At 56.5% G+C, this 20,844-nt stretch carries 20 protein-coding genes and 1 pseudogene; 8 read left to right on the top strand and 13 right to left on the bottom strand.

Translation table 11 applies throughout. From position 1 onward, the window contains the following. Positions 1-164: 164 nt before the first annotated feature. Positions 165-1,625, top strand: coding sequence for an L-asparagine permease (ansP, locus tag CDA56_RS16595; RefSeq protein WP_025107878.1), 1,461 nt, complete (start codon positions 165-167; stop codon positions 1,623-1,625). 45 nt (positions 1,626-1,670) lie between these two features. On the opposite strand, the gene CDA56_RS16590 is transcribed toward ansP, so the two are convergent. Next, positions 1,671-1,892, bottom strand: a complete 222-nt coding sequence (locus CDA56_RS16590; protein WP_009652277.1) for a YgdI/YgdR family lipoprotein — start codon at positions 1,890-1,892, stop codon at positions 1,671-1,673. A 232-nt stretch (positions 1,893-2,124) separates the two neighbouring features. Further along, positions 2,125-3,186, bottom strand: coding sequence for a 7-bladed beta-propeller protein YncE (yncE, locus tag CDA56_RS16585; RefSeq protein WP_048262996.1), 1,062 nt, complete (start codon positions 3,184-3,186; stop codon positions 2,125-2,127). 263 nt (positions 3,187-3,449) lie between these two features. On the opposite strand from yncE, the gene pqqU reads away from it, so the two are divergent. Beyond that, entirely contained in the window at positions 3,450-5,561 is a 2,112-nt protein-coding gene (pqqU, locus tag CDA56_RS16580) for a TonB-dependent receptor PqqU (protein ID WP_165795105.1), read from the top strand. Between the two features lie 73 nt (positions 5,562-5,634). Here pqqU and CDA56_RS16575 read toward each other — a convergent pair whose 3' ends face one another. Next, entirely contained in the window at positions 5,635-5,934 is a 300-nt protein-coding gene (locus tag CDA56_RS16575) for a DUF406 domain-containing protein (protein WP_025107880.1), read from the bottom strand. 293 nt (positions 5,935-6,227) lie between these two features. Between CDA56_RS16575 and rihA the strand changes: the two genes are divergently transcribed. Further along, positions 6,228-7,163 (top strand): pyrimidine-specific ribonucleoside hydrolase RihA, encoded by a 936-nt coding sequence (gene rihA, locus CDA56_RS16565; protein WP_025107881.1) that lies wholly within the window; start codon positions 6,228-6,230, stop codon positions 7,161-7,163. A gap of 42 nt (positions 7,164-7,205) precedes the next feature. Here the strand turns inward: rihA and CDA56_RS16560 are convergent, their stop codons facing one another. The 3 genes from CDA56_RS16560 to CDA56_RS16550 form a co-directional block, all read right to left on the bottom strand. Continuing rightward, positions 7,206-8,243: an NADP-dependent oxidoreductase gene (locus CDA56_RS16560; protein ID WP_103814202.1), complete on the bottom strand. Its 1,038-nt coding sequence runs from the start codon at positions 8,241-8,243 to the stop codon at positions 7,206-7,208. A gap of 65 nt (positions 8,244-8,308) precedes the next feature. Next, on the bottom strand, positions 8,309-8,884 hold the full coding sequence (locus CDA56_RS16555; protein WP_025107883.1) for a helix-turn-helix domain-containing protein: 576 nt from the start codon (positions 8,882-8,884) through the stop codon (positions 8,309-8,311). Positions 8,885-9,046: 162 nt separating this feature from the next. Then, positions 9,047-10,342 carry a porin gene (locus CDA56_RS16550; RefSeq protein WP_102803917.1) on the bottom strand — a complete coding sequence of 432 codons (1,296 nt, stop codon included), beginning with the start codon at positions 10,340-10,342 and terminating at the stop codon, positions 9,047-9,049. 511 nt (positions 10,343-10,853) lie between these two features. On the opposite strand from CDA56_RS16550, the gene CDA56_RS16545 reads away from it, so the two are divergent. Continuing rightward, entirely contained in the window at positions 10,854-11,372 is a 519-nt protein-coding gene (locus tag CDA56_RS16545; RefSeq protein WP_014838395.1) for a GNAT family N-acetyltransferase, read from the top strand. After that, positions 11,369-11,818 (top strand): DMT family transporter, encoded by a 450-nt coding sequence (locus CDA56_RS16540; protein ID WP_025107886.1) that lies wholly within the window; start codon positions 11,369-11,371, stop codon positions 11,816-11,818. Before CDA56_RS16545 ends, CDA56_RS16540 begins: the two co-directional genes overlap by 4 nt. 8 nt (positions 11,819-11,826) lie before the next feature. Here the strand turns inward: CDA56_RS16540 and CDA56_RS16535 are convergent, their stop codons facing one another. Both CDA56_RS16535 and CDA56_RS16530 read right to left on the bottom strand, forming a co-directional pair. Then, the gene (locus tag CDA56_RS16535; protein ID WP_014229241.1) at positions 11,827-12,060 is read right to left on the bottom strand and encodes a DUF2526 family protein; all 234 of its coding nucleotides are present in this window, start codon (positions 12,058-12,060) and stop codon (positions 11,827-11,829) included. Positions 12,061-12,077: 17 nt separating this feature from the next. After that, complete coding sequence (locus tag CDA56_RS16530; protein ID WP_048263602.1) at positions 12,078-13,676, bottom strand: ABC transporter substrate-binding protein; 1,599 nt, start codon at positions 13,674-13,676, stop codon at positions 12,078-12,080. Between the two features lie 269 nt (positions 13,677-13,945). Between CDA56_RS16530 and CDA56_RS16525 the strand changes: the two genes are divergently transcribed. Further along, positions 13,946-15,379 (top strand): aldehyde dehydrogenase, encoded by a 1,434-nt coding sequence (locus tag CDA56_RS16525; protein ID WP_102803919.1) that lies wholly within the window; start codon positions 13,946-13,948, stop codon positions 15,377-15,379. 3 nt (positions 15,380-15,382) lie between these two features. On the opposite strand, the pseudogene CDA56_RS16520 reads toward CDA56_RS16525, so the two are convergent. From CDA56_RS16520 to CDA56_RS16510, 3 genes and pseudogenes are all read right to left on the bottom strand, one after another. Continuing rightward, positions 15,383-16,638: pseudogene (locus tag CDA56_RS16520) on the bottom strand (putative acyl-CoA thioester hydrolase). Between the two features lie 80 nt (positions 16,639-16,718). After that, positions 16,719-17,489, bottom strand: coding sequence for an alpha/beta fold hydrolase (locus tag CDA56_RS16515; protein ID WP_047723843.1), 771 nt, complete (start codon positions 17,487-17,489; stop codon positions 16,719-16,721). 71 nt (positions 17,490-17,560) lie between these two features. Further along, complete coding sequence (locus CDA56_RS16510; protein ID WP_004850604.1) at positions 17,561-17,734, bottom strand: GhoT/OrtT family toxin; 174 nt, start codon at positions 17,732-17,734, stop codon at positions 17,561-17,563. Positions 17,735-17,931: 197 nt separating this feature from the next. Here CDA56_RS16510 and yncL point away from each other — a divergent pair, with 197 nt between their 5' ends. After that, the gene (gene yncL / locus CDA56_RS16505) at positions 17,932-18,024 is read left to right on the top strand and encodes a stress response membrane protein YncL (protein ID WP_004101822.1); all 93 of its coding nucleotides are present in this window, start codon (positions 17,932-17,934) and stop codon (positions 18,022-18,024) included. Between the two features lie 52 nt (positions 18,025-18,076). On the opposite strand, the gene CDA56_RS16500 is transcribed toward yncL, so the two are convergent. Then, the gene (locus CDA56_RS16500; protein WP_014229236.1) at positions 18,077-18,361 is read right to left on the bottom strand and encodes a hypothetical protein; all 285 of its coding nucleotides are present in this window, start codon (positions 18,359-18,361) and stop codon (positions 18,077-18,079) included. Between the two features lie 559 nt (positions 18,362-18,920). Here CDA56_RS16500 and CDA56_RS30735 point away from each other — a divergent pair. Beyond that, positions 18,921-19,043: a small membrane protein gene (locus tag CDA56_RS30735; RefSeq protein ID WP_139153617.1), complete on the top strand. Its 123-nt coding sequence runs from the start codon at positions 18,921-18,923 to the stop codon at positions 19,041-19,043. Positions 19,044-19,399: 356 nt separating this feature from the next. Here the strand turns inward: CDA56_RS30735 and patD are convergent, their stop codons facing one another. Then, positions 19,400-20,827, bottom strand: a complete 1,428-nt coding sequence (gene patD / locus CDA56_RS16495) for an aminobutyraldehyde dehydrogenase (RefSeq protein WP_102803921.1) — start codon at positions 20,825-20,827, stop codon at positions 19,400-19,402. Positions 20,828-20,844 lie beyond the last annotated feature (17 nt).

Below are 20,844 nucleotides of genomic sequence, written 5' to 3'. Positions count from 1 at the left end.
TCATTGATATTTAAGCAAGTGCTGTCCGCAAATCTTTTGCGTGCGTCCATTTTCCGATACGTGTAGGATTCTCCGCCATGCTCGCTTATCTCATTCCTCAGAATGATGAGAGAGCCAGCAGCACGAACCACTTCATGGACATTGACAGGAAAATAGCGACATCAATGAATACAAAACACTCTAGCGTGGCGGAGCAGCACGCTGCCAAACGCCACTGGCTGAACTCGCAGGAGTCGGGCTACCACAAGGCGATGGGCAACCGTCAGGTGCAGATGATTGCCATCGGCGGCGCAATTGGTACCGGCCTGTTCCTCGGCGCGGGCGCGCGCCTGCAGATGGCCGGACCGGCCCTGGCGCTGGTTTATCTGGTCTGCGGCCTCTTCTCGTTCTTTATCTTACGCGCGCTGGGCGAGCTGGTGCTTCATCGCCCCTCCAGCGGCAGCTTCGTCTCCTACGCCCGCGAGTTCCTCGGCGAAAAAGCGGCTTACGTTGCGGGCTGGATGTACTTTATCAACTGGGCGATGACCGGGATCGTCGATATCACCGCCGTCGCGCTGTATATGCACTACTGGGGCGCGTTTGGCGACGTTCCGCAGTGGGTCTTCGCCCTCGGCGCGCTGGCGATTGTCGGCACCATGAACATGATCGGCGTGAAATGGTTCGCCGAGATGGAGTTCTGGTTCGCGCTGGTGAAAGTTCTGGCGATCGTCGCGTTTCTGGTGGTCGGGACTATTTTTCTTGGCAGCGGAAAGCCGCTGGATGGCAATGCTACCGGTTTCCACCTGATTACCGATAACGGCGGCCTGTTCCCGCACGGCCTGCTGCCGGCGCTGGTGCTGGTACAGGGGGTGGTGTTCGCCTTCGCCTCTATCGAACTGGTGGGTACCGCCGCTGGCGAGTGTAAAGACCCGCAGACCATGGTGCCGCGCGCCATTAACAGCGTTATCTGGCGTATTGGTCTGTTCTACGTTGGCTCAGTGCTGCTGCTGGTGCTGCTGCTGCCGTGGAATGCCTATCAGGCCGGGCAGAGCCCGTTCGTCACCTTCTTCTCGAAGCTGGGCGTGCCGTATATCGGCAGCGTGATGAATATTGTGGTGTTAACCGCCGCGCTCTCCAGCCTCAACTCCGGCCTCTACTGCACCGGGCGTATTCTGCGCTCCATGTCGATGGGCGGTTCGGCGCCGAAGTTTATGTCGAAAATGAGCCGCCACCACGTGCCCTACGCCGGGATTCTGGCGACGCTGGCGGTGTATGTCGTTGGGGTATTCCTCAACTACCTGGTGCCTTCGCAGGTATTTGAAATTGTCCTTAACGTCGCGTCGCTGGGGATTATCGCTTCATGGGGCTTTATTGTGGTGTGCCAGATGCGCCTGCGTAAGGCGATCAAGGAAGGCAAAGCGGCGGACGTTAGCTTCAAGATGCCGGGTGCGCCTTTTACCTCCTGGCTGACCCTGCTGTTCCTGCTTAGCGTGCTGGTATTAATGGCTTTCGATTATCCGAATGGGACTTATACCATCGGTTCGCTTCCGCTGATTGCCGTTTTGCTGGTCGCCGGCTGGTTTGGCGTGCGCAAGCGCGTGCATGACATTCATAGCACCGCGCCGAATATTGAAAAACAGCAATAAATCACTTTGCGGTTTGCCTCACCGGGCAAACCGCAACCGCACAACTTAATTATCTTCCACCAGCTGAGCCACATCGCTGCTGTTAATCTGGCGCTTATTGCCCGACTCATCAGTATAGCTGGTCATTCCGGTATCTTTATCCAGCTTCGGCTTGCCCTGCGTTACGATAGTCTGCCCGCTTTTTGTCGTCATGACATAGTTTGAGCTACAGCCCGCCAGAAGAGCCAGCATCGCGCCGGCGCAAACAACCATTAATGATTTTTTCATCTTTTCTCCAGGATTAATGCCACCGTCCCGCTTGCGCAGGAAAGCCGTAAGTTTATAGCCATTACATTTATCAGGCTAATAAGTGTTTGTAACAGAGGGTGATATCTGGATGGGTGCGGTTTTCGGGCAGACAGAAAACAGTGCATTTTGTAGGCGCGGTGAGGCGTAATCCGCCACCCGGCTGCAGTGCGAGCACACTGATGGCGGGAGAGGTTGCCCCCTCCCGTCAGGATCACAGCGCGATGCGGATAACGTCATCCGGCTGGGTCGCCTCTTTCTGACGCGTCGACTCCTGCTTCACGCTGACGTACAGCGTTTTACCATCGGCGGAGAGCGTCAGGCTGTTCGGATGAGTCGGCGTTTTGAAGGTCTTGACCACTTTGTAGGTCTTACCATCGATCACGCTCACTTCGCCGGCTTTACGGTGCGTCACGTAGGCTTCATTGCGGGTCGGGTTAAACAGCACGGCCAGGGACTCCGGCGCGGCGATTTTCTCCAGCACTTTGCCATCGCGAATATCGATCACCAGCACTTCCGGCTGTTTACCGTCGGTGATAAAGGCGCGATGTCCGGCAGTATCCAGGCTCAGGTTGAGATAGAAGTGCTCTTTGCCATCATCCTGCAGCTTTTTACGCGACAGGATTTTGTTGCTGGTGCTGTCGATAGTCACCAGTTCCCCGTCGGCATTGGTGGTATAGATACGGTTCGCTTCCGCGTCCAGCGCCAGACCGGTCGCCATTGCGCCAGTATTGGCGATGGTGTCTTTCAGCGTTAGCTTGTCGCCATCCACCACCCAAATCACGCTCTCTTTACCCAGCCCGGTGATGTAGACGGTGTTGGTTTTCTCGTTGACCGCCAGCTCGCGCGGGGCCAGCGGACGTACGGTTTCGCTGCGCTGGCGGGCGTCAAGCACCAGACGCCCTTTCACTTTCCCGGTTTTAGCATCAATGGCGGTGACGGTGCTGTCGGTGGTGTTGCCAAACCACAGGGTCTGAGTGGCGTTATCGATCGTCGCGCCGAAGGGTTTCAGATCGTTATGAATAATCTGCGTGACTTCGAGAGTCGTCGGATCGAGACGGTAAACGATACCGCCTTTATCCAGCGAACGGCTTTGCGAGGTGGCCACCCACAGCGCATTCTCCTGCTGGCTATAGGCCATTTCGTATGCGCCCTTGCCGACGGCTTTGCGCAGCATTTCTTCCGCCGCGTGGGCGCTAAAGCTCCCCGCCAGCAGTAACGAAGTTAACAACAGTGAACGGCGCAGACGCGGCGCGGACAGATGACGTAATGACATGACGACTCCCTTTGATAAAACAAATATTTGCCTGCTCGACAGTGCTTCCGGGGCGCAAAATCATCGCTTTGCGCTCTTCTTTGGAATGCGAATAGTAATCATTATTTATCGCAATGTGGAGCGTTAATTACCCGTAGCGCTCTCGGCATCACGCAATTCTTGCTATTTGTTAACTCAAATTCCGTTAAGTCTTTTCAAAAAATTTACAAAAGAGCTAACATATATACATATGTTCCGTTTGGTTCGTTTTGTGAGTAACTTTGATGAAAATCCTTTCCGTGCGCGCCGCCGCGCTCCCCGCTCTGCTTTTGCCGCTGGTCTCCGCAGGGCCAACCGCTCTCGCCGCTGAACAGACCATGGTGGTTACCGCCGCGCCGTCGGCGGTTTCTGAACTCGATACCCCCGCCGCCGTTAGCGTGGTTAACGGCGATGAGATGCGCCAGGCCGCGCCGCGGGTAAACCTCTCCGAGTCGCTGGGCGCGGTACCGGGACTGCAGGTGCAAAACCGCCAGAACTACGCGCAGGATCTGCAGCTTTCGATTCGCGGCTTCGGGTCCCGCTCCACCTACGGCGTGCGCGGGCTGCGTATTTACGTCGACGGTATCCCGGCCACCATGCCCGATGGCCAGGGGCAAACCTCGAATATTGATATTGGCAGCCTCGATTCGCTCGAGGTGCTGCGCGGGCCTTTTTCCGCCCTGTACGGTAACTCCTCCGGCGGGGTGATCAACGCCACCAGCCAGACCGGAAGCCAGCCGCCCACTATCGAAGCCAGCAGCTACTACGGCAGCTTTGGCACCTGGCATTACGGTATGAAAGCGACCGGCGCGGTGGGCGACGGCAGCCACGCGGGCGACGTCGACTACGTGGTTTCCACCAACCGCTTCACCACCCACGGCTCCCGCGACCATAGCGGCGCGCGTAAGAATCTTGCCAACGCGAAGCTCGGCGTGCGCATCAATGACGTCAGTAAGCTGACCCTGCTGTTCAACAGCGTGGATATTAAAGCTAATGACGCGGGCGGCCTGAGCTACGACGAATGGCAAAATAATCCGCGCCAGTCGCCAAGAGGCGATGAGTACAATACCCGCAAAACCATCAAACAGACCCAGGCCGGTTTACGCTACGAGCGACAGCTGAGCGAGCAGGACGATCTGAGCGTGATGATGTACGCCGGCGAACGTGAAACCACCCAGTATCAATCGATTCCTCGCGCGCCGCAGCTCAAACCCACCCATGCTGGCGGCGTTATCGACCTGACGCGTCACTACCAGGGAATTGATACCCGCTGGACCCACCGCGGCGAGCTGCTGGTGCCGGTCACCTTTACCACCGGTCTTGATTACGAAACCATGAGCGAGCGCCGCAAAGGTTACGAAAACTTTGTTATGAGCGACGGCGCGCCGCAGTACGGTGAAAAGGGAGACCTGCGCCGCAACGAGCGTAACCTGATGTGGAACGTCGATCCCTATCTGCAAACCCAGTGGCAGCTCACCGAGAAACTCTCTCTGGACGCGGGCGTGCGCTACAGCTCAGTTTGGTTCGATTCCAACGATTATTACATTACGCCGGGCAACGCCGATGACAGCGGCGAGGCCAGCTATCATAAATGGCTGCCGGCAGGCTCGCTGAAATATGCGGTAACCGACGCGTGGAACGTCTACGTCTCCGCCGGCCGCGGTTTCGAAACGCCGACCATCAATGAGCTTTCCTATCGCTCCGGCGACCAGGGCGGGCTGAACTTTGGCCTGCAGCCGTCCACCAACGAAACCGTTGAAATTGGCAGCAAGGCGCGTATCGGCAACGGCCTGTTGACCGCCGCGCTGTTCCAGACCGACACCGACAATGAGATTGTCGTCGACACCAGCAGCGGCGGGCGTACCAGCTACAAAAACGCCGGGAAAACCCGTCGCCAGGGGATGGAGCTGGGGCTGGATCAGCAGTTCGGCGAGAGCTGGCGTTTAAAAGCGGCCTGGACCTGGCTGGATGCGACCTATCGTACCAACGTCTGTGATGATGCCAGCTGTAAAGGCAATCGCATTCCGGGGATCGCCCGCAACATGGGCTATGCCTCCTTTGGCTACCAGCCCGAAAAAGGCTGGTACGCGGGCAGCGATATTCGCTATATGAGCGATATTATGGCTAACGATGAGAATACCGCCAAAGCCCCATCCTGGACGGTGGTCGGCCTGACGACCGGCTATAAATGGAGCTACGGCAAAATGGATATGGATCTGTTTGGCCGCGTCGATAACCTGTTCGACCGCAGCTACGCGGGCTCGGTTATCGTTAACGAATCCAACGGCCGCTACTACGAACCGGCGCCGGGCCGTAATTACGGTATCGGTCTAAATCTGGCATGGCGGTTTGAGTAACGCTTAATTGCGGGACCTCAACGGGATCGCTTGCAGGATCCTGTTGAGGGTTAGCCGTGGATGCTCGATGGCGTTAAATCACGTTTCTTAACGACAATTCGAAAATGATCTTTTCCGCCTGGCAGGAGAAGGCAATCGAAGCCTCAAGCTTTGCCTCATCGCCGGCGGCCACGATGGTATAGTCGACCTGCGGCGGCTCGCTGGCGGGCGCGGCGGCCAGGGCACGTTCGCGGACGGCCGCGATGGTGGACTCGGCCTCTTCGCGGCTGGCGAAGTTTTTCTCTACCCGCCAGACGCAGTCCTCATTATCAATAATCGAGCCCACGTCAATGGCGCAGCCTTTGGTACTGCATTTATCTACAACATCTTTCATTGCGGTTACCTCTTGAAGTTTTCTTTAGAATAAGAATCCGTTGGCGGAAAGCAAACCATGAATATTTGTATGGTTGAGTCGTTTTATCATTATAGGCCTCCGCGAGAAGCGACTTTTTGCGCCACCGCATGGCTACCCCCTGATTGCGCAAGGATCAGGCAGATAGATTGGCAAGGCGTCGCGCGATATCGGTGCTCAATCGTGCACGTCATCACACTATCCTGCGCTAAGCCTCGTCTATACCGCTTTACGGCGTTACCCTTGTCACAAAATAACGCCAACAAGGAGCTGCTATGGCACTGCCAGTGATTATCGATTGCGATCCGGGTCATGATGACGCGATTGCCCTCGTTCTTGCCCTCGCCTCACCCGAACTCAATGTTAAAGCCGTCACCTCTTCCGCGGGAAATCAGACCCCGGACAAAACCCTGCGCAACGTCCTGCGGATGCTCACCCTGCTTAAGCGCCCGGATATTCCGGTAGCCGGCGGCGCGCTCAAGCCGTTGATGCGGGAGCTGATTATCGCCGATAACGTGCATGGCGAGAGCGGTCTTGACGGTCCGGCGCTGCCGGAACCGGGCTTTGCCGCCCAGACGTGCACCGCCGTCGAGCTGATGGCCAAAACCCTGCGCGACAGCGCCGAGCCGGTCACCATCGTCGCAACCGGCCCGCAAACCAACGTCGCCCTGCTGCTCAACAGCCACCCTGAACTGCATGCCAAAATTGCCCGCATCGTGATAATGGGCGGTGCGATGGTGCTGGGTAACTGGCAGCCGGCGGTCGAGTTTAATATCTACGTCGACCCGGAAGCGGCGGAGATCGTTTTCCAGTCCGGCATTCCGGTGGTGATGGCCGGGTTAGACGTCACCCATAAAGCGCAAATTCACGTTGAGGATATTGAGCGCTTCCGCCGCATTGGCAACCCGATATCCACCATCGTCGCCGAACTGCTCGACTTCTTCCTTGAGTACCATAAGGATGAGAAATGGGGCTTTGTCGGCGCGCCGCTGCACGACCCGTGCACCATTGCCTGGCTGCTGAAGCCGGAGATGTTTACCACCGTTGAACGCTGGGTCGGCGTGGAAACGCAGGGGAAATATACACAGGGAATGACCGTGGTCGATTTCTACAATCTGACCGGCAGGAAGCCGAACGCAACGGTGATGCTCGATGTCGATCGCCAGGCGTTTGTTGACCTGCTGGCGGAGCGGCTGGCGTTTTACGCGTAAATCATCATAAAACCGGCAGGCGCGATGCCTGCCGGGAAAAAGCTACTCGTCAGGAGAGACGCGAACCACCACTTTACCGAAGTTCTCGCCCTTCAGCAGACCGATGAGCGCCTGCGGCGCGTTCTCCAGGCCGTCAACCACCTGCTCGCGGTATTTGATTTTCCCTGCCTGCACCCAGCGCCCCATCTCCTGCTGGAACTCGGCAATCCGGTGCCCGTAATCCTGGCCGATAATAAAGCCCTGCATACGGATGCGTTTTTTGAGGATTGTCGCCATCAGCAGCGGTAAACGATCCGGGCCGTCGGGCAGCGCGGTGGCATTGTAGCCGCTGACCAGGCCGCAAACCGGCACGCGGGCCGAGGTGTTCAGCAGCGGCAGTACTTCATCAAACACTTTCCCACCGACGTTCTCATAGTAGATATCGATCCCCTGCGGGCAGGCTTCAAGCAGTTTGACGGCGAAATCGGGCGCGCGGTGATCGATGCAGGCGTCGAAGCCGAGGGTTTCTACCGCATAGCGGCACTTCTCGCTGCCGCCCGCGATGCCCACCGTACGGCAGCCTTTCAGCTTCGCAATCTGTCCGACCGTTGCGCCAACCGGCCCGGTGGCGGCGGCGACCACCAGCGTTTCGCCCGCTTTCGGCAGACCAATATCCAGCAGCCCCATATAGGCCGTAAAGCCCGGCATGCCGAGGATCCCTAACGCCCAGGAAGGGTGTTCCGGGCTCTCGCCTAACTTCACCAGCCCGCTGCCGTCGGAGAGTTCATAATCCTGCCAGCCGCCGTAGCCCAGCACCCAGTCGCCGGGCTGATAATCATCATGGTTTGATGTCACGACGCGGCTCACGGTGCCGCCCACCATCACCGCGCCAACGGCGACCGGCGGCGAATAGGAAGGCGCGTCGCTCATCCGCCCGCGCATATAGGGATCTAAAGACAGAAAGACGGTGCGCAGCAGTAGCTGTCCCGGCCCGGGTGAAGCGACCTCACCCTCTTCCAGGCGGAAGTTTTCCCCGGTCGGCTCGCCGTGCGGACGGGATGCCAGCAGCCAGCGGCGGTGGCGTTGCGGATTGAAAGCCATAACAAACTCCTCTTTTGACAAGTCTGTATTGAGGCTAGCTGCTTTCCCGGCTACGCGCATTGACATTATGAGGCAGATTGATTGAGCCGGACCACCAGATAGATGCAGGGCTGCGTGGTTTCATTAATAAAGCGGCAGTCGTTCGGCGGCCCGAGCTCCAGGCAATCCCCCGCCTGCATTTCGTGGCGCGCGTTGCCTTCGAGAAAGACCAGTTCGCCCTGCTGTAGCCAGATGAGCTGCCGGGCCAGCGCATAGGATGACGCGGGCATAGGAACGTCGCTGCCAGCCGGAAGTTCCACCTGCACCAGATCGATAGGCAGGTCGCTACGCGGGGAAACGTGACGCCGAAGATAGTGGCTCTGCGGATCGTGCCACACCGGCTGATGAGCAAAACGCAGCAGCTTGCCTTCCTGCATCTCCGCCCTGGCGATCAGCGTCGACATGCTAATGCCGAAGGCGCCGGAAAGTCGTCCAAGCATCGACGCCGTCGGGCTGCTTTCGCCGCGCTCGATCTTGTGGATCATCGCCCGCGACGCCCCAGCCCGCTCGGCGAGTTCGCTGAGCGACCAGCCGCGGGATTCCCGCTCGATTCGGATGCGTGCGCTGATGCGCTGGTTGAGGTTGTCTTCTATAGTATTCATAACGTGACACTATAGTGTAGCCCTACTGTTTCTACAACCAGACGCCGATAGCGGCGATTATCGTGAAAAGGCCCGACGTAATACACCGCCGGGCAAGGCAGAAAAGGATGCAATCCGTTAACTAAAGCACCCTCAAGACCATAAATGAAAAGAAAATGCCCGTCAGATAAAGACGCGCAGCCCCACTGCGCCGAGATTGTCGTCAATATTCCACGCTTCATTATCGTTGCCCCAGGCTTTTTCGTAGCCGTATTCAAGATAAGTCACCGCGTTTTTCCCCAGCCAGTAATCGGTACCCAATACCGTCGACTGGAAGTGCTGTCCCTCCATCGCATCGCCGCCCTGCGACCAGTTAAAATCAACGTACACGCCCCAGGCCGGGGTGATTTTAAATTGCGAGTCATATTCCAGACCGAGAACCGTTTCCTGGTCATCCCCCTGCTGGTTATTATGTTCGTAATGGCCGCTGGTCGCCGCTGTAACATCATTCACTTTATTGAGGTAATAAGTCACTTCCGCGCCGTTATACCAGGCATGATCGCCAACGCTTGTCGTATATTTCGCGTTCATGCCCATGCTATAAGTATTGCCGTCATAGGCATCGCCGTTATTATCGGTGTAATTAAAACAGTGGCCATTCGGGCCAAAATTCTGGCAGCCGCTGACTGACCCGCTATTTACCGTGTAATTGTTATACGCCACCGCGCTGGAGACGGAGAAGCCGTTATCCCAACGGTACTGCGCGGCAACCGCGGCGCCGCCGTGAACGGTGGCTGAACCATCGCGGTAAGCATCATGCAGGTTCGGCCCATCGCCGTAGGCCGCAAAGCCGATGCTGTCGACGTTGTCATTGCCTTGCCCCATGACGCCAATCGTCATATTTTTATCATTGTAATAATAGATTGCCGCGGAATTAATAATATCCGTCGACATTCCGGTGGTATCATGTTTCGCTTTACCGCCCCAGGCATAAGTCGTATCAATACCCAGCCCCCAGTCCGTGGGAGCATACTGTTTGCCGAAGGTCACCACGCCATAGCGGTCATTGCCAATACCGGCATAAGCCTGCCGGGTATAAACATCATTGCCCTGGTCATCGGTGGCGGAATCTAAACCATGAACGCCGGTCTCATAATAACCGACGGCATAATTACTCAGGCCGTTCAGGTCAAAATTATGCCGCACGGCAACCCCCAGCCGCGAGTCATTATTCTGTATATTATGTTCCTGAGTATGATTAGAGTCCGTTTTGGCCATTAAACGTACGGATCCTAAAATACCGATTGCCGTATCGTCATTGCTCCACAGCGTCTCCCCTTTAGTCTGCGTCGCGGTATAAGCCGGTGCTGCCTGTAGCGCGGTGGTTTCAGCCGCCATAGCTGAATTGCCAGATATAGCCCCCATGGCCATTGCCAATATTGACGGCATTAATTTCTTCATATTTTGTGTACGCGCCATTGCTTCACCCTTGTTAGCAAAATCATTCCCTGCGTATAAATACGCATAATAGTGTAAACAGAATATCGTTATATAAAATCCAACAGAGCCACATTGAATAACTTCTCGACATGCACTCTGCTTAACCGAAATATATCTTCAGGGGTTAGACTAGTTCTATTGGGTGAAAATAAAAAGCGGACTGCCATCACAATGATTTACATCATCACCAATATAATCAAGGAGTTATGATAAAAGTAATTTCTTTTCTGCATGTCAGGAAAATCCAAATCCGGTAAATAAAAATGTAAAATATGACGGCAGATTAACAGTAATATATTTAATAAATCCTCCAATCATGAAATATAAATATGAATGATGTTTCTGCGCAGGCAAGCCAGGGTCGCGCAGTCATCGCACACAACGGACCCGGCCGGCCAGAGGAAAAATTTATGGCTAAAACAGATGACAGCCTTGTGTACATTATTGTAATAATATCGTACTACTATAGTGTACAAGCCTGAGGGTTACCATGAGCATCCGCCATGCCAGCAAAGACGATTGCGCGGCAATCGCTGAAATCTACAACCACGCGGTCGTCCATACCGCCGCCATCTGGAACGACAAAACCGTCGATACCGACAACCGTATTGCCTGGTTCGAAGCCCGGCAGATAGCCGGTTATCCCGTGCTGGTGAGCGAAGAAAACGGGGTGATTACCGGTTACTCCTCCTTCGGCGACTGGCGCGCCTTTGACGGCTTTCGCCACACCGTCGAACATTCCGTCTATGTCCACCCCGATCATCAGGGGAAAGGGCTGGGCCGCAGCCTGCTCGTCGCCCTTATCGCCGAGGCGAAACGGCTGAATAAACACGTCATGGTCGCCGGCATTGAAGCGCAAAACGAGGCTTCATTGCATCTGCATGAAACGCTGGGCTTTATCACCACCGGGCAGATGCCGCAGGTCGGCACGAAATTTGGCCGCTGGCTGGATCTGACCTTTATGCAGCTGCAGCTTGACGATCGCCGCGATCCGGACGGCAGCGCATGAATCAAACGCTGACCCTGGCCTGTTTAATCGCCGCTGGCGTCGGGCTGGTGCTGCAAAACACGCTGATGGTGCGCATTACCCAGTCCGCATCAACCATCCTGATCGCCATGCTGCTTAACTCGCTGGTCGGCATCGTGATTTTCGTGACAATACTGCTGCTTAAGCACGGCGCGGCGGGGTTTCAGGAGCTGGCGGTCAGCGTAAAGTGGTGGACGCTCATTCCCGGTCTGCTGGGCTCGTTCTTTGTCTTTGCCAGCATCAGCGGCTATCAGAACGTCGGGGCGGCAACCACGATTGCGGTATTGATTGCCAGCCAGCTGGTTGGGGGCTTAGTGATAGATCTGATTCGCGCGCACCACGTCCCGCTACGCGCGCTGGTTGGCCCGCTCTGCGGGGCGGTGATGCTGGTTATCGGCGCCTGGCTGGTGGCCAGGCGCCAGTTCTAGCGGCGTAACTAGTGAATCTCGCCGCCGCGGGTCAGCTGCTCCCGGCGAGCTTCCTGCTCCTCGTGCTGCTGGCGGCCGTGGTGGGCGATGGCGTTACGCAAACGCTGCTGCTGAACGTAGCGCTCTTCCCGCCCCAGCCCCGCGTCATCGCTCAGCGCGATCAGCAGTTCATTCATATGGCTAATAACGCTTTCGGCAATCGCGGCGTCCACGCGCGCGACGACCTCATCCAGATGCGACATGCTTCTCTCCTTCCGGCTTAATTGAGTTTAACTTTGGAAAAATCGCTGCCCATCAGGCTCACGCTGTAGCCGCTCACGTTGCTGCGCGTCGCGTAGAAGGTGTTACCGGTCGCCAGGGTGATCCAGGGGGCCTGCTGCTGAAAAATCTCCTGCGCCTGAGCGTAGAGTCCGGCGCGCGCCTGCGGGTCGCTGACCAGGATAGCCTTTTTCACCAGCGCATCGTAGGATTTATCGCACCAGCGGGCAACGTTAGAGCCGGTTTTAATGTTATCGCAGCTTAACAGGGTGCCGGCGAAGTTATCCGGATCGCCATTATCAGACATCCAGCCAAACAGCGCGCTGTCGTGCTCGCCTTTGCGCATGCCGGCGAGGTATTCACCCCATTCATAAGTAACGATTTTGGCTTTGATCCCAACCTTGCTCCAGTCATTTTGAATCATCTCGGCAATACGTCGGGAATTGGGGTTATACGGCCGCTGCACCGGCATCGACCACAGGGTGACCTCGGCCCCTTTTTCCAGCCCGGCCTGCTTAAGGAGATCTTTCGCTTTTTGCGGATCGTAGTCGTAATCAGGCAGATCTTTCTTATAGCCCAGCATATTGGCGGGGATCGGCGATTTCGCGACGCTGCCGGAGTCCAGGAAGACCGCTTTCACGATTGCCTGCTTGTCGGTAGCGTAGTTCAGCGCCTGGCGCACCAGTACGTTATCAAACGGCTTTTTCTCGGTATTAAAGGCCAGATAGCCAACGTTGAGCGCCTCAACCGCATGCAGCGCCAGATCTTTATTGCCCTTAATCACCGGGAACTGTACCGGCGACGGCGCGGGGATAATCTGGCATTCATTGGTTTGCAGCTTCGCAAGCCGCGTCTCAACGTTCGGTGTGATCGAGAAAATCAGGTGTTTGGTCGGCACGTCACCGTCCCAGTAGTGCGGGTTAGCGACATAGCGGATCAGCGAATCCGCTTTATATTGCTGCAGCGCGTAGGGTCCGGTACCAATAGGCCAGGTATCGACATACTCCGGGGTGCCTTTTTTCAGCATCGCATCGGCATATTCGGCAGACAGAATCGACGCAAAATCCATTCCCCAGTCGGCGAGGAACGCCGCGTTCGGCTCGTTCAGCACAAACTGCACGTGATAATCATCGATTTTTTTGACGTCTTTGATCAGCTTATCCAGCCCAACGTCGTGGAAGTATTCGTAATGTCCCTGGGAAACATTATGGTACGGATGGCTGGCATCTTTCTGCCGCAGCACCGAGAACAGCACGTCATCGGCGTTGAAATCACGGGTCGGCTTGAAGTATTTGTTGCTGTTGAACTGCACGCCCTTACGCAGGGTGAAAGTCCAGGTTTTACCGTCCGGGGAGACGCGCCATTCGGTGGCCAGCGAGGGAATCGGCGTATTTTTGACCGGGTCAAAGTTTATCAGGCGGTTATAAAGCACCTGGGAACTGGCGACGAAAGATGGGCCCGAGCTGGCAATCTGCGGGTTGAAAGATTCCGGCGAAGCTTCGGAACAATAGACCAGCGTATCGTTGCCCGCCGCCCAGGCGCCTGCCGCCGGCAGTAGCGCGCTCAACGCCAGCGCAAGAAACGTTTTCCCTGTAGACATGGTTATAAGCCTTATGAATTTGTTATAAGTCCTTTAATAACAGCACAGGAGAATTCAACCGGCAAATAATCAATTGCTATCAGGTTATGCTAAAAACCGCGTTTTCGACGATAAATTCAACATCCTCTCAATTGGCGTCATCGAACTTCTTCATAAATGTGAACCCTGCGCAAAGTTACGAAAAAAGCGGGCGATAACCGCCCGACCGCCACCGCGCGGCGGCGCAACCCGATACACTCGGCAAATCGTAACGCCAGGAGAAGCCAATAATGACAATAACCTGCAATCTGTACACCAACGGCCAGTGGCATGATGCTGAAGGTCAAGCCACCTTTACCCGCGATAATCCGCTCACGCACGAACGCGCCTCCGTTGCCAGCGCCGCCAGCCTGGCGGACGCCCGCCGCTGCGCCGCTGCCGCCGGCGCGGCGTTCCCGCAGTGGCGCGATACGGTACCCGCCGAGCGCCGACGTCTCCTGCTGGAGGCCGCGGAAGAGATGCTGCGCCGTGAGGCGAAATTTATCGCCGCGATGGCGGCGGAAACGGGAGCCACCGCGCACTGGGCCGGTTTTAACGTTCATCTGGCCGCCGATATCCTGCGCGAAGCCGCCGCCCTGACCACGCAAATTGAGGGCCAGGTGATCCCTTCCAACGTGCCGGGAAACCTGGCGTTGGGCATCCGCCAGGGTGCAGGCGTGGTGCTTGGCATGGCGCCGTGGAACGCGCCATTAATCCTCGCGACCCGCGCTATCGCCACGCCGCTGGCCTGTGGAAATACGGTTATCCTCAAAGGCGCGGAGCTTTCACCGGCGACCCAGGGGCTGATTATCGATGCCCTGGCGGCGGCAGGCTTTCCCGCGGGCGTGGTCAATTATCTGACCTGCGCCCCCGCCGACGCGCCTGCGCTGGTGGAGTTACTGATTGCCCACCCCGCCGTACGCCGCATCAATTTCACCGGCTCCACGCCGGTGGGACGGATAATCGCCCGCACCTGCGGCGAACATCTGAAACCCGCGGTGCTGGAACTCGGCGGCAAAGCGCCGCTGCTGGTGCTGGATGACGCCGATCTCGAACAGGCCGCCGCAGGCGCAATTTTTGGCGCATTCGCCAACGCCGGACAAATCTGCATGTCCACCGAGCGCATCATCGTTGACGCGACCGTCGCGGAAGCGTTTGTGGCTCAGATGGCCAGACGCGCCGCCGCCCTGCCCGCCAGCCTGCTCGGCCCGGTGGTGGACATGAAGACCGTCACCCGCTGCAATGCCTTGATAGAGGACGCGCTGGCGAAGGGGGCGCGCCTGCTGGCCGGCGGCCTATCCGATTCGACGCAAATGCGCGCCACCCTGCTTGATGGCGTCACCCGGGAAATGCGCATCTGGCATGAAGAGTCGTTCGGTCCGGTGAAATCGATTATTCGCGTTAAGGACGAAGCCGAAGCGCTGGCCGTCGCCAATGAAAGCGAATATGGCCTCTCGTCGGCGATATACAGCCGGGACAGCGCCAGGGCGTGGAACCTGGCGCAAAATCTGCAAACCGGCATTTGCCACATCAACGGCCCCACCGTACACGACGAAGCGCAAATGCCGTTTGGCGGCTGCAAATCGTCAGGCTACGGCCGCTTTGGCGGACGCGCGGGAATTGCCGAGTTTACCGAGCTACGCTGGATAACGCTGCAAACGGTCCCGCGCGAGCTCCCGTTTTAAGCCTCAGGGCTGCCAGCGGTTATTGAATTCCCACAGGCGATTGAAGGCAACATCATCAAGCTGCCGTTCTGCGGAAGTGTTGCCGCGGAACGGCCGGGCGGTGGTGGCCGCAGCGCCCCAGGGGGAAAGCCGATCGTAGCTTTGATCGATAGTACTGTTGGCAATAAGCACCTGTCCGTTAGCGGTTTTACCCGCTAAATAACCGGTCTTCCCCGCCCCCTGATCCCAGGCGCGACCCAGCTTCGCTTTGAAGCTGCCCTGATAGCCGCCGTCGCCGGTAAAGCGGCTATTCTTCACCAGGAAGCCGTATGGATTATCCGGCAACGTATTTGGCGCAAGCACGTATGCCTCGGGCGAGCGACGCGTTGAGACGGTGTGAAAATGGACGTTATCAAAAACGGCGTTCGCCCGGCCAAAGACGTAGTCCACATCCCCTTCGACGTAGCTGTCTTTCACGTATACCCGGCTGATACGGTCGGTTACCGCCTCATTGCGCCGATTGCTGGTATTTACGTAGAGCGTGTCCTGACGTCCGAGCAGGCGGACGTTCTCCAGCTGCACGCGATCGCCGTCCGTCCGCAGCGCCACGCCCTGATGCGTCCCACCGTCGACGGTATCCAGCAGGCTATTGGCTACGCTGAGATTCAGCAGCTGAAAATCCGCACTTTGCGACCAGACCACCGCCGCGCAGTTGGTGCCTATCGTCTTGCTGGTTCGCCCGGCGCAAAGCGCATACTGATACCATGCCGGATCGCCTTCGCGGTATTGCTGTTGGCTATTTACCCGCTGGCGATAGCGCGCTACCGAGAACTGCGAGTCTATTGCCAGCTCAATTCTCACCTCTTCAGGATTATCTCCGGCGCCGTAGAGGGTTATCGGCGGCGCGCCTTCAGGGATATAGACCGTCTCCCGATAGATGCCCGGTTCGATGCGGATATAGATGCGCGCCTCCTGCGCCCCATGCTGGTCTATTGCCGCGTTAACCGCCTGCTGAATGCGGGTGAACGGCGCTCCCGAGGGTGCCACGCGCCACGCGCTCTCGGTTTGCGGGGGTGAACTGGCGATGGCGACCAGGGGCCATCGGGGGCACTTAACGCGCCGCCTTGCGCAAAATAGCGCTCAATGGTGAAGGTTGCCGCTTCTGCCGCCGTAAGCTGCGGACGGGAGGTGGTCCCGCGCGGAGTTTGCGTCGCGCACCCTTGCAGAAGCAGCGGTGTAAAGAGTAAAGCCGAGATACCCAGGATAGTGATTTTTCGCATTTCACGCTCGCCATGAATAAAAGAAACGATATATCAAAATAAATGAAATGTAGTTTCTTTTTATATGCGGCGATCACGAATCAGGCTTCTGCCTCCATGGCGGAGTAAAAATCGGCGAGCGTACGGGCCAGCGCCGATGGGTTTTCCCACGCCATTGAGTGCCCGGCCTGGGGTATTACCAGCAGCGGGATCCCGGCGGCTTCGCTATCCGTCGCTTCCTGGGCCGGTAGCGAATATTCACCATATATCAGAGCCTTAGGACAGGATAAGTGGATAAAGCGGCTAAACCAGGAGGGATTAACGCCCTTCACCAGGCTGGTCGCGCCGCGCCACACCGCCCAGGGGGCGCTGTTTTGCAGACAGCCGGCCCAAGGCGAAGCGTCGGCGGACAGCATGTCGGCGTAGCCGCGAGCAATAAAGCGTTCTTCAGTTTGTTCGGCGATACGTCTGCTGTACATGCCGCCCCCGGGATAGAGATTAGGCTCGGCCACCAGCAGCGCCCGCACCCGTCCGGCGAGCCGCTCGGCCGCTTCAATCGCGACGCTGCCCCCCATGCTGTGGCCATATAGATAGCAGCGCTCAAGCCCTAAGCGGTCCAGCAGCTCAACCACCACCCCGGCCTGATCGCCAATACGGTAGCCGAAGGACTCGGGTTTATCGCTGTAGCCGAAACCGGGTAAATCGACAAGAATCATTCGCCGCCCGGCCAGCGCCGGGTCGGCGGCAACGCGCGGATAGTCATAGGTCGAGGCGCAGCCCAGGCCGTGGATAAAAACAACAGGGTCGCCGCGACCGGGCAGGTCGAGCCAGCGCACTATAGCGCCAGCCTGTGAAGAGTAAAAACTAAGCATCGAAAAGGCTCCGTGAGTGATGACTGTTTTTTTATACAGTCATAACCAAGAGTGAGCCATCGATTTTTCCTTCAAAACAGGGAGACCAGCAGCGCCATGGGAAAACTGAACGGCCATGTCGCACCAATCAACAGCGCCGCCAGCAGGCGGATCCAGCGGCTCTCTTTCGTTAAGAACCAGCTGATTACCGCGCAGATGAAGCCCATAACTCCGTAAAAAATCAGCATTTTCTGGTATAACGTCATTTTTCTTCTTCCTTCCCTGACTGGCATTTTCGCCGACCGCGATGCCTTTTCGCACCCCCAGAGTGCGTCAGAGATTATGGTATTTTAAAACAGGTAACAGGGTTAATTTCAGAAAAACGCCCGATTCGTCTTTGTCCGATAGCGCAAACTTTGAGCTCGTACTATAAATGTAGAGGCTTATTTATAAAGGTGGCGTTATGGATGTTTCCAGCAAAACCGTCCTTCTGATAAATGTCGGCGCGGCACTTGCGCTTATCGGCCTGTTATCCGTTCGTTTTGGTTGGTTTTAGCGATTTTACTCAGCAATGAAACCTAAAAAAGCAGCCCGTGAAGGCTGCTTTTTTACGATTTGAAAGACCCCGGCTCCGCAGCAGACAGGGTCTTTTGCGCGGTAATCAGCTTCTGGACGTCGGGATTCCAGGCCGGCAAAAGATCGACTTTTTCACTATCCCATGCGGCCGCCATGCAGACCGGTTCCGCGACGCCCTGCTCTTCACAGCCCATAATCTGTTTGGCCGGAAAATTCCCGTAAAGCATCGCCGTGGCGCAGGCCACAAAAAGGAAACACGCTATTTTTTTCAAAACAATATCAACTTCGAAGCAACAAATTGCGCCGAATGTTCGCATGAGCGGCTATAGAAAGTCAAACCTGCGTCCTTTCTCTTATCCACGTCCTGGATATGCGTAATATTTAACATAAATATTACAATTACGCAGAATCTAAAGATTATCGCGTGCGAATAAATTTCACCGGATTTATATTGCCGATCGCAGGCATAATAATTTCATCTGCCGATATCAATAACATGATTATTAATAGGGTTAATGCCGGGCCTTAATATCATCCCGGCACGACCACCTACGCTTAACGGTACAGTGAAAAACAAAGGCGCTTTTCATACCGGTGGGGAATTGTTTACTGTTCTTTATACTCGCCTGGACGCGATGCCGGTATGCGATCATCATTATTAGCAGGTTCCAGGGCAGCCAGGATTGCAGTAGAATGAATCCATAATTAGAAATAATCTATATATCAGTAGATTACAACGAAAGCAAACAGCCAGACATCCCCGCCCGGTTTTAAATGATAAGAAATATCATTTGCGTTATTTAGCACAAAATCATACATTCATAATCACAAGTTATGCGAAGCTTGTTTTTTACTCATTTATTTTTGAGGTGGTACATGTCAGGAATCGCCCTTCTCATTGTGGCGCTTATTTTACTCATTGCTGCAATTTATAATCTTTTTTCCTATGTTCGCGAACGTCGCCAGGCGAGTTTACCGAGCAAAAAAACAAAACGTTAGTCTGATAATCATTTTCGAAAAACCAGATGACCAGATACGTAATAAATTGATGACGCTACGATATCAGGCGCACTCGCAGTAACAAACCCGCAGCGACCGTACAACAAAAAGCCCCTGCATATCATGCAGGGGCTTACGAATCATTATCAATCGTTGCAGTGTCCCGTTAAGGGTGCATCCTGCACCCTGGGCGGTACCAGCCCCATCCGGCGCTTATCTCCGGCACTCATCATGGCTTAGCTCTTGAAGGGGCATGAGAATATTCTCATAAACCAGCGCTTCCGTTTTAGCTTTTTTTGCTATGACTAACTATTAGCAGGGTAATCTGTCCGCTTCGCGATTATCACGAACGCGTCCTATCCGTGCTTAATCATGACGTGCCGGATCGTGGTGTAATCCTCCAGACCATACATCGACATATCCTTGCCGTAGCCCGAAAGCTTCTGCCCGCCGTGCGGCATTTCGCTCACCAGCATGAAATGGGTGTTAACCCAGGTGCAGCCATACTGCAGACGCGCGCTCAGGCGATGCGCCCTGCCGACGTCCCTGGTCCAGACCGACGAAGCCAGACCATACTGCGAATCGTTGGCCCAGTTCAGCGCCTGATCTTCGTCATGAAATGAGGTAATACTGACCACCGGGCCGAAGACCTCGCGCTGGACAATCGCATCTTCCTGCTTCGCTCCCGCCAGCAGCGTCGGCTGATAGTAGTAACCGTTGCCTGGCCCTTTGCTGCCGCCGGTGACCACCTGAATATGCGGTAGCGCGCGGGCGGCATCGACGGCGGCGCAGACTCTGTCCAGATGCGCCTGCGAGCTCAGCGGCCCCAGCTCGGTCGTTTCGTCTTCCGGCGGGCCCATCTTCAGGCTGGCGACCGCGGCGCCGAGTTTTTCCACCAGCTGGTCATAAATTCCGGCCTGGGCGTAAATCCGGCAGGCGGCGGTACAGTCCTGGCCGGCGTTATAGAACCCAAAGGTCCGTACGCCCTCCACCACCGCGTCGATATCCGCGTCATCAAAGACGATAACCGGCGCTTTCCCGCCCAGTTCCATATGCGTACGTTTAATCGACGATGCGGTATGGCCGATGATATGCGCGCCGGTGGCGATCGAACCGGTCAACGACACCATGCGGACTTTCGCGTGAGCGGTCAGCGGATCGCCGACCGTGGCGCCGCGGCCAAACAGCACGTTAAGCACCCCGGCGGGGAAAACGTCTTTTGCCAGCTCACCCAGTTTGAGTGCCGTTAAAGGGGTGATCTCCGAGGGTTTGATCACCACGCAGTTGCCTGCCGCCAGCGCCGGGGCCAGCTTCCATGCCGCCATCATCAGCGGGTAGTTCCAGGGCGCGATGGAGGCCACCACGCCAACCGGGTCGCGGCGAATCATGGAGGTGTGGCCTTCGAGATACTCACCCGCCGCCATGCCCGGCAGACAGCGGGCCGCGCCGGCAAAGAAGCGGAAGACATCGGCGACCGCCGGTAGCTCATCGTTGACCACGCAGTGCAGCGGCTTACCGCAGTTGAGCGATTCAAGCTCAGCCAGCGCCTGCGCATGTTCAGTAATCACGTCCGCCAGCGACAACAGACATTCGGCGCGGAACTTCGGCGTGGTCTGACTCCAGCTAACAAAGGCCCGATCCGCAGCCTCAACCGCAGCGTCTACCTGCGCCGCCGTGGCCTCAGCAATCGACAGGATCTCTTCACCGGTGGCGGGATTAAACACCGGCACGGTCTCGCCTTCTCCAGCCACTAACTTACCGTTAATTAAAAGGTTATTTTGCATAGCATTATCCTGTATCG

The sequence above is a fragment of the Klebsiella michiganensis genome (assembly GCF_002925905.1).
In the GTDB taxonomy this organism is placed as follows: Bacteria; Pseudomonadota; Gammaproteobacteria; order Enterobacterales; family Enterobacteriaceae; genus Klebsiella; species Klebsiella michiganensis.
Note: the sequence above shows the minus strand (reverse complement) of the source record. Positions and strands in the feature narration are given on the sequence as shown.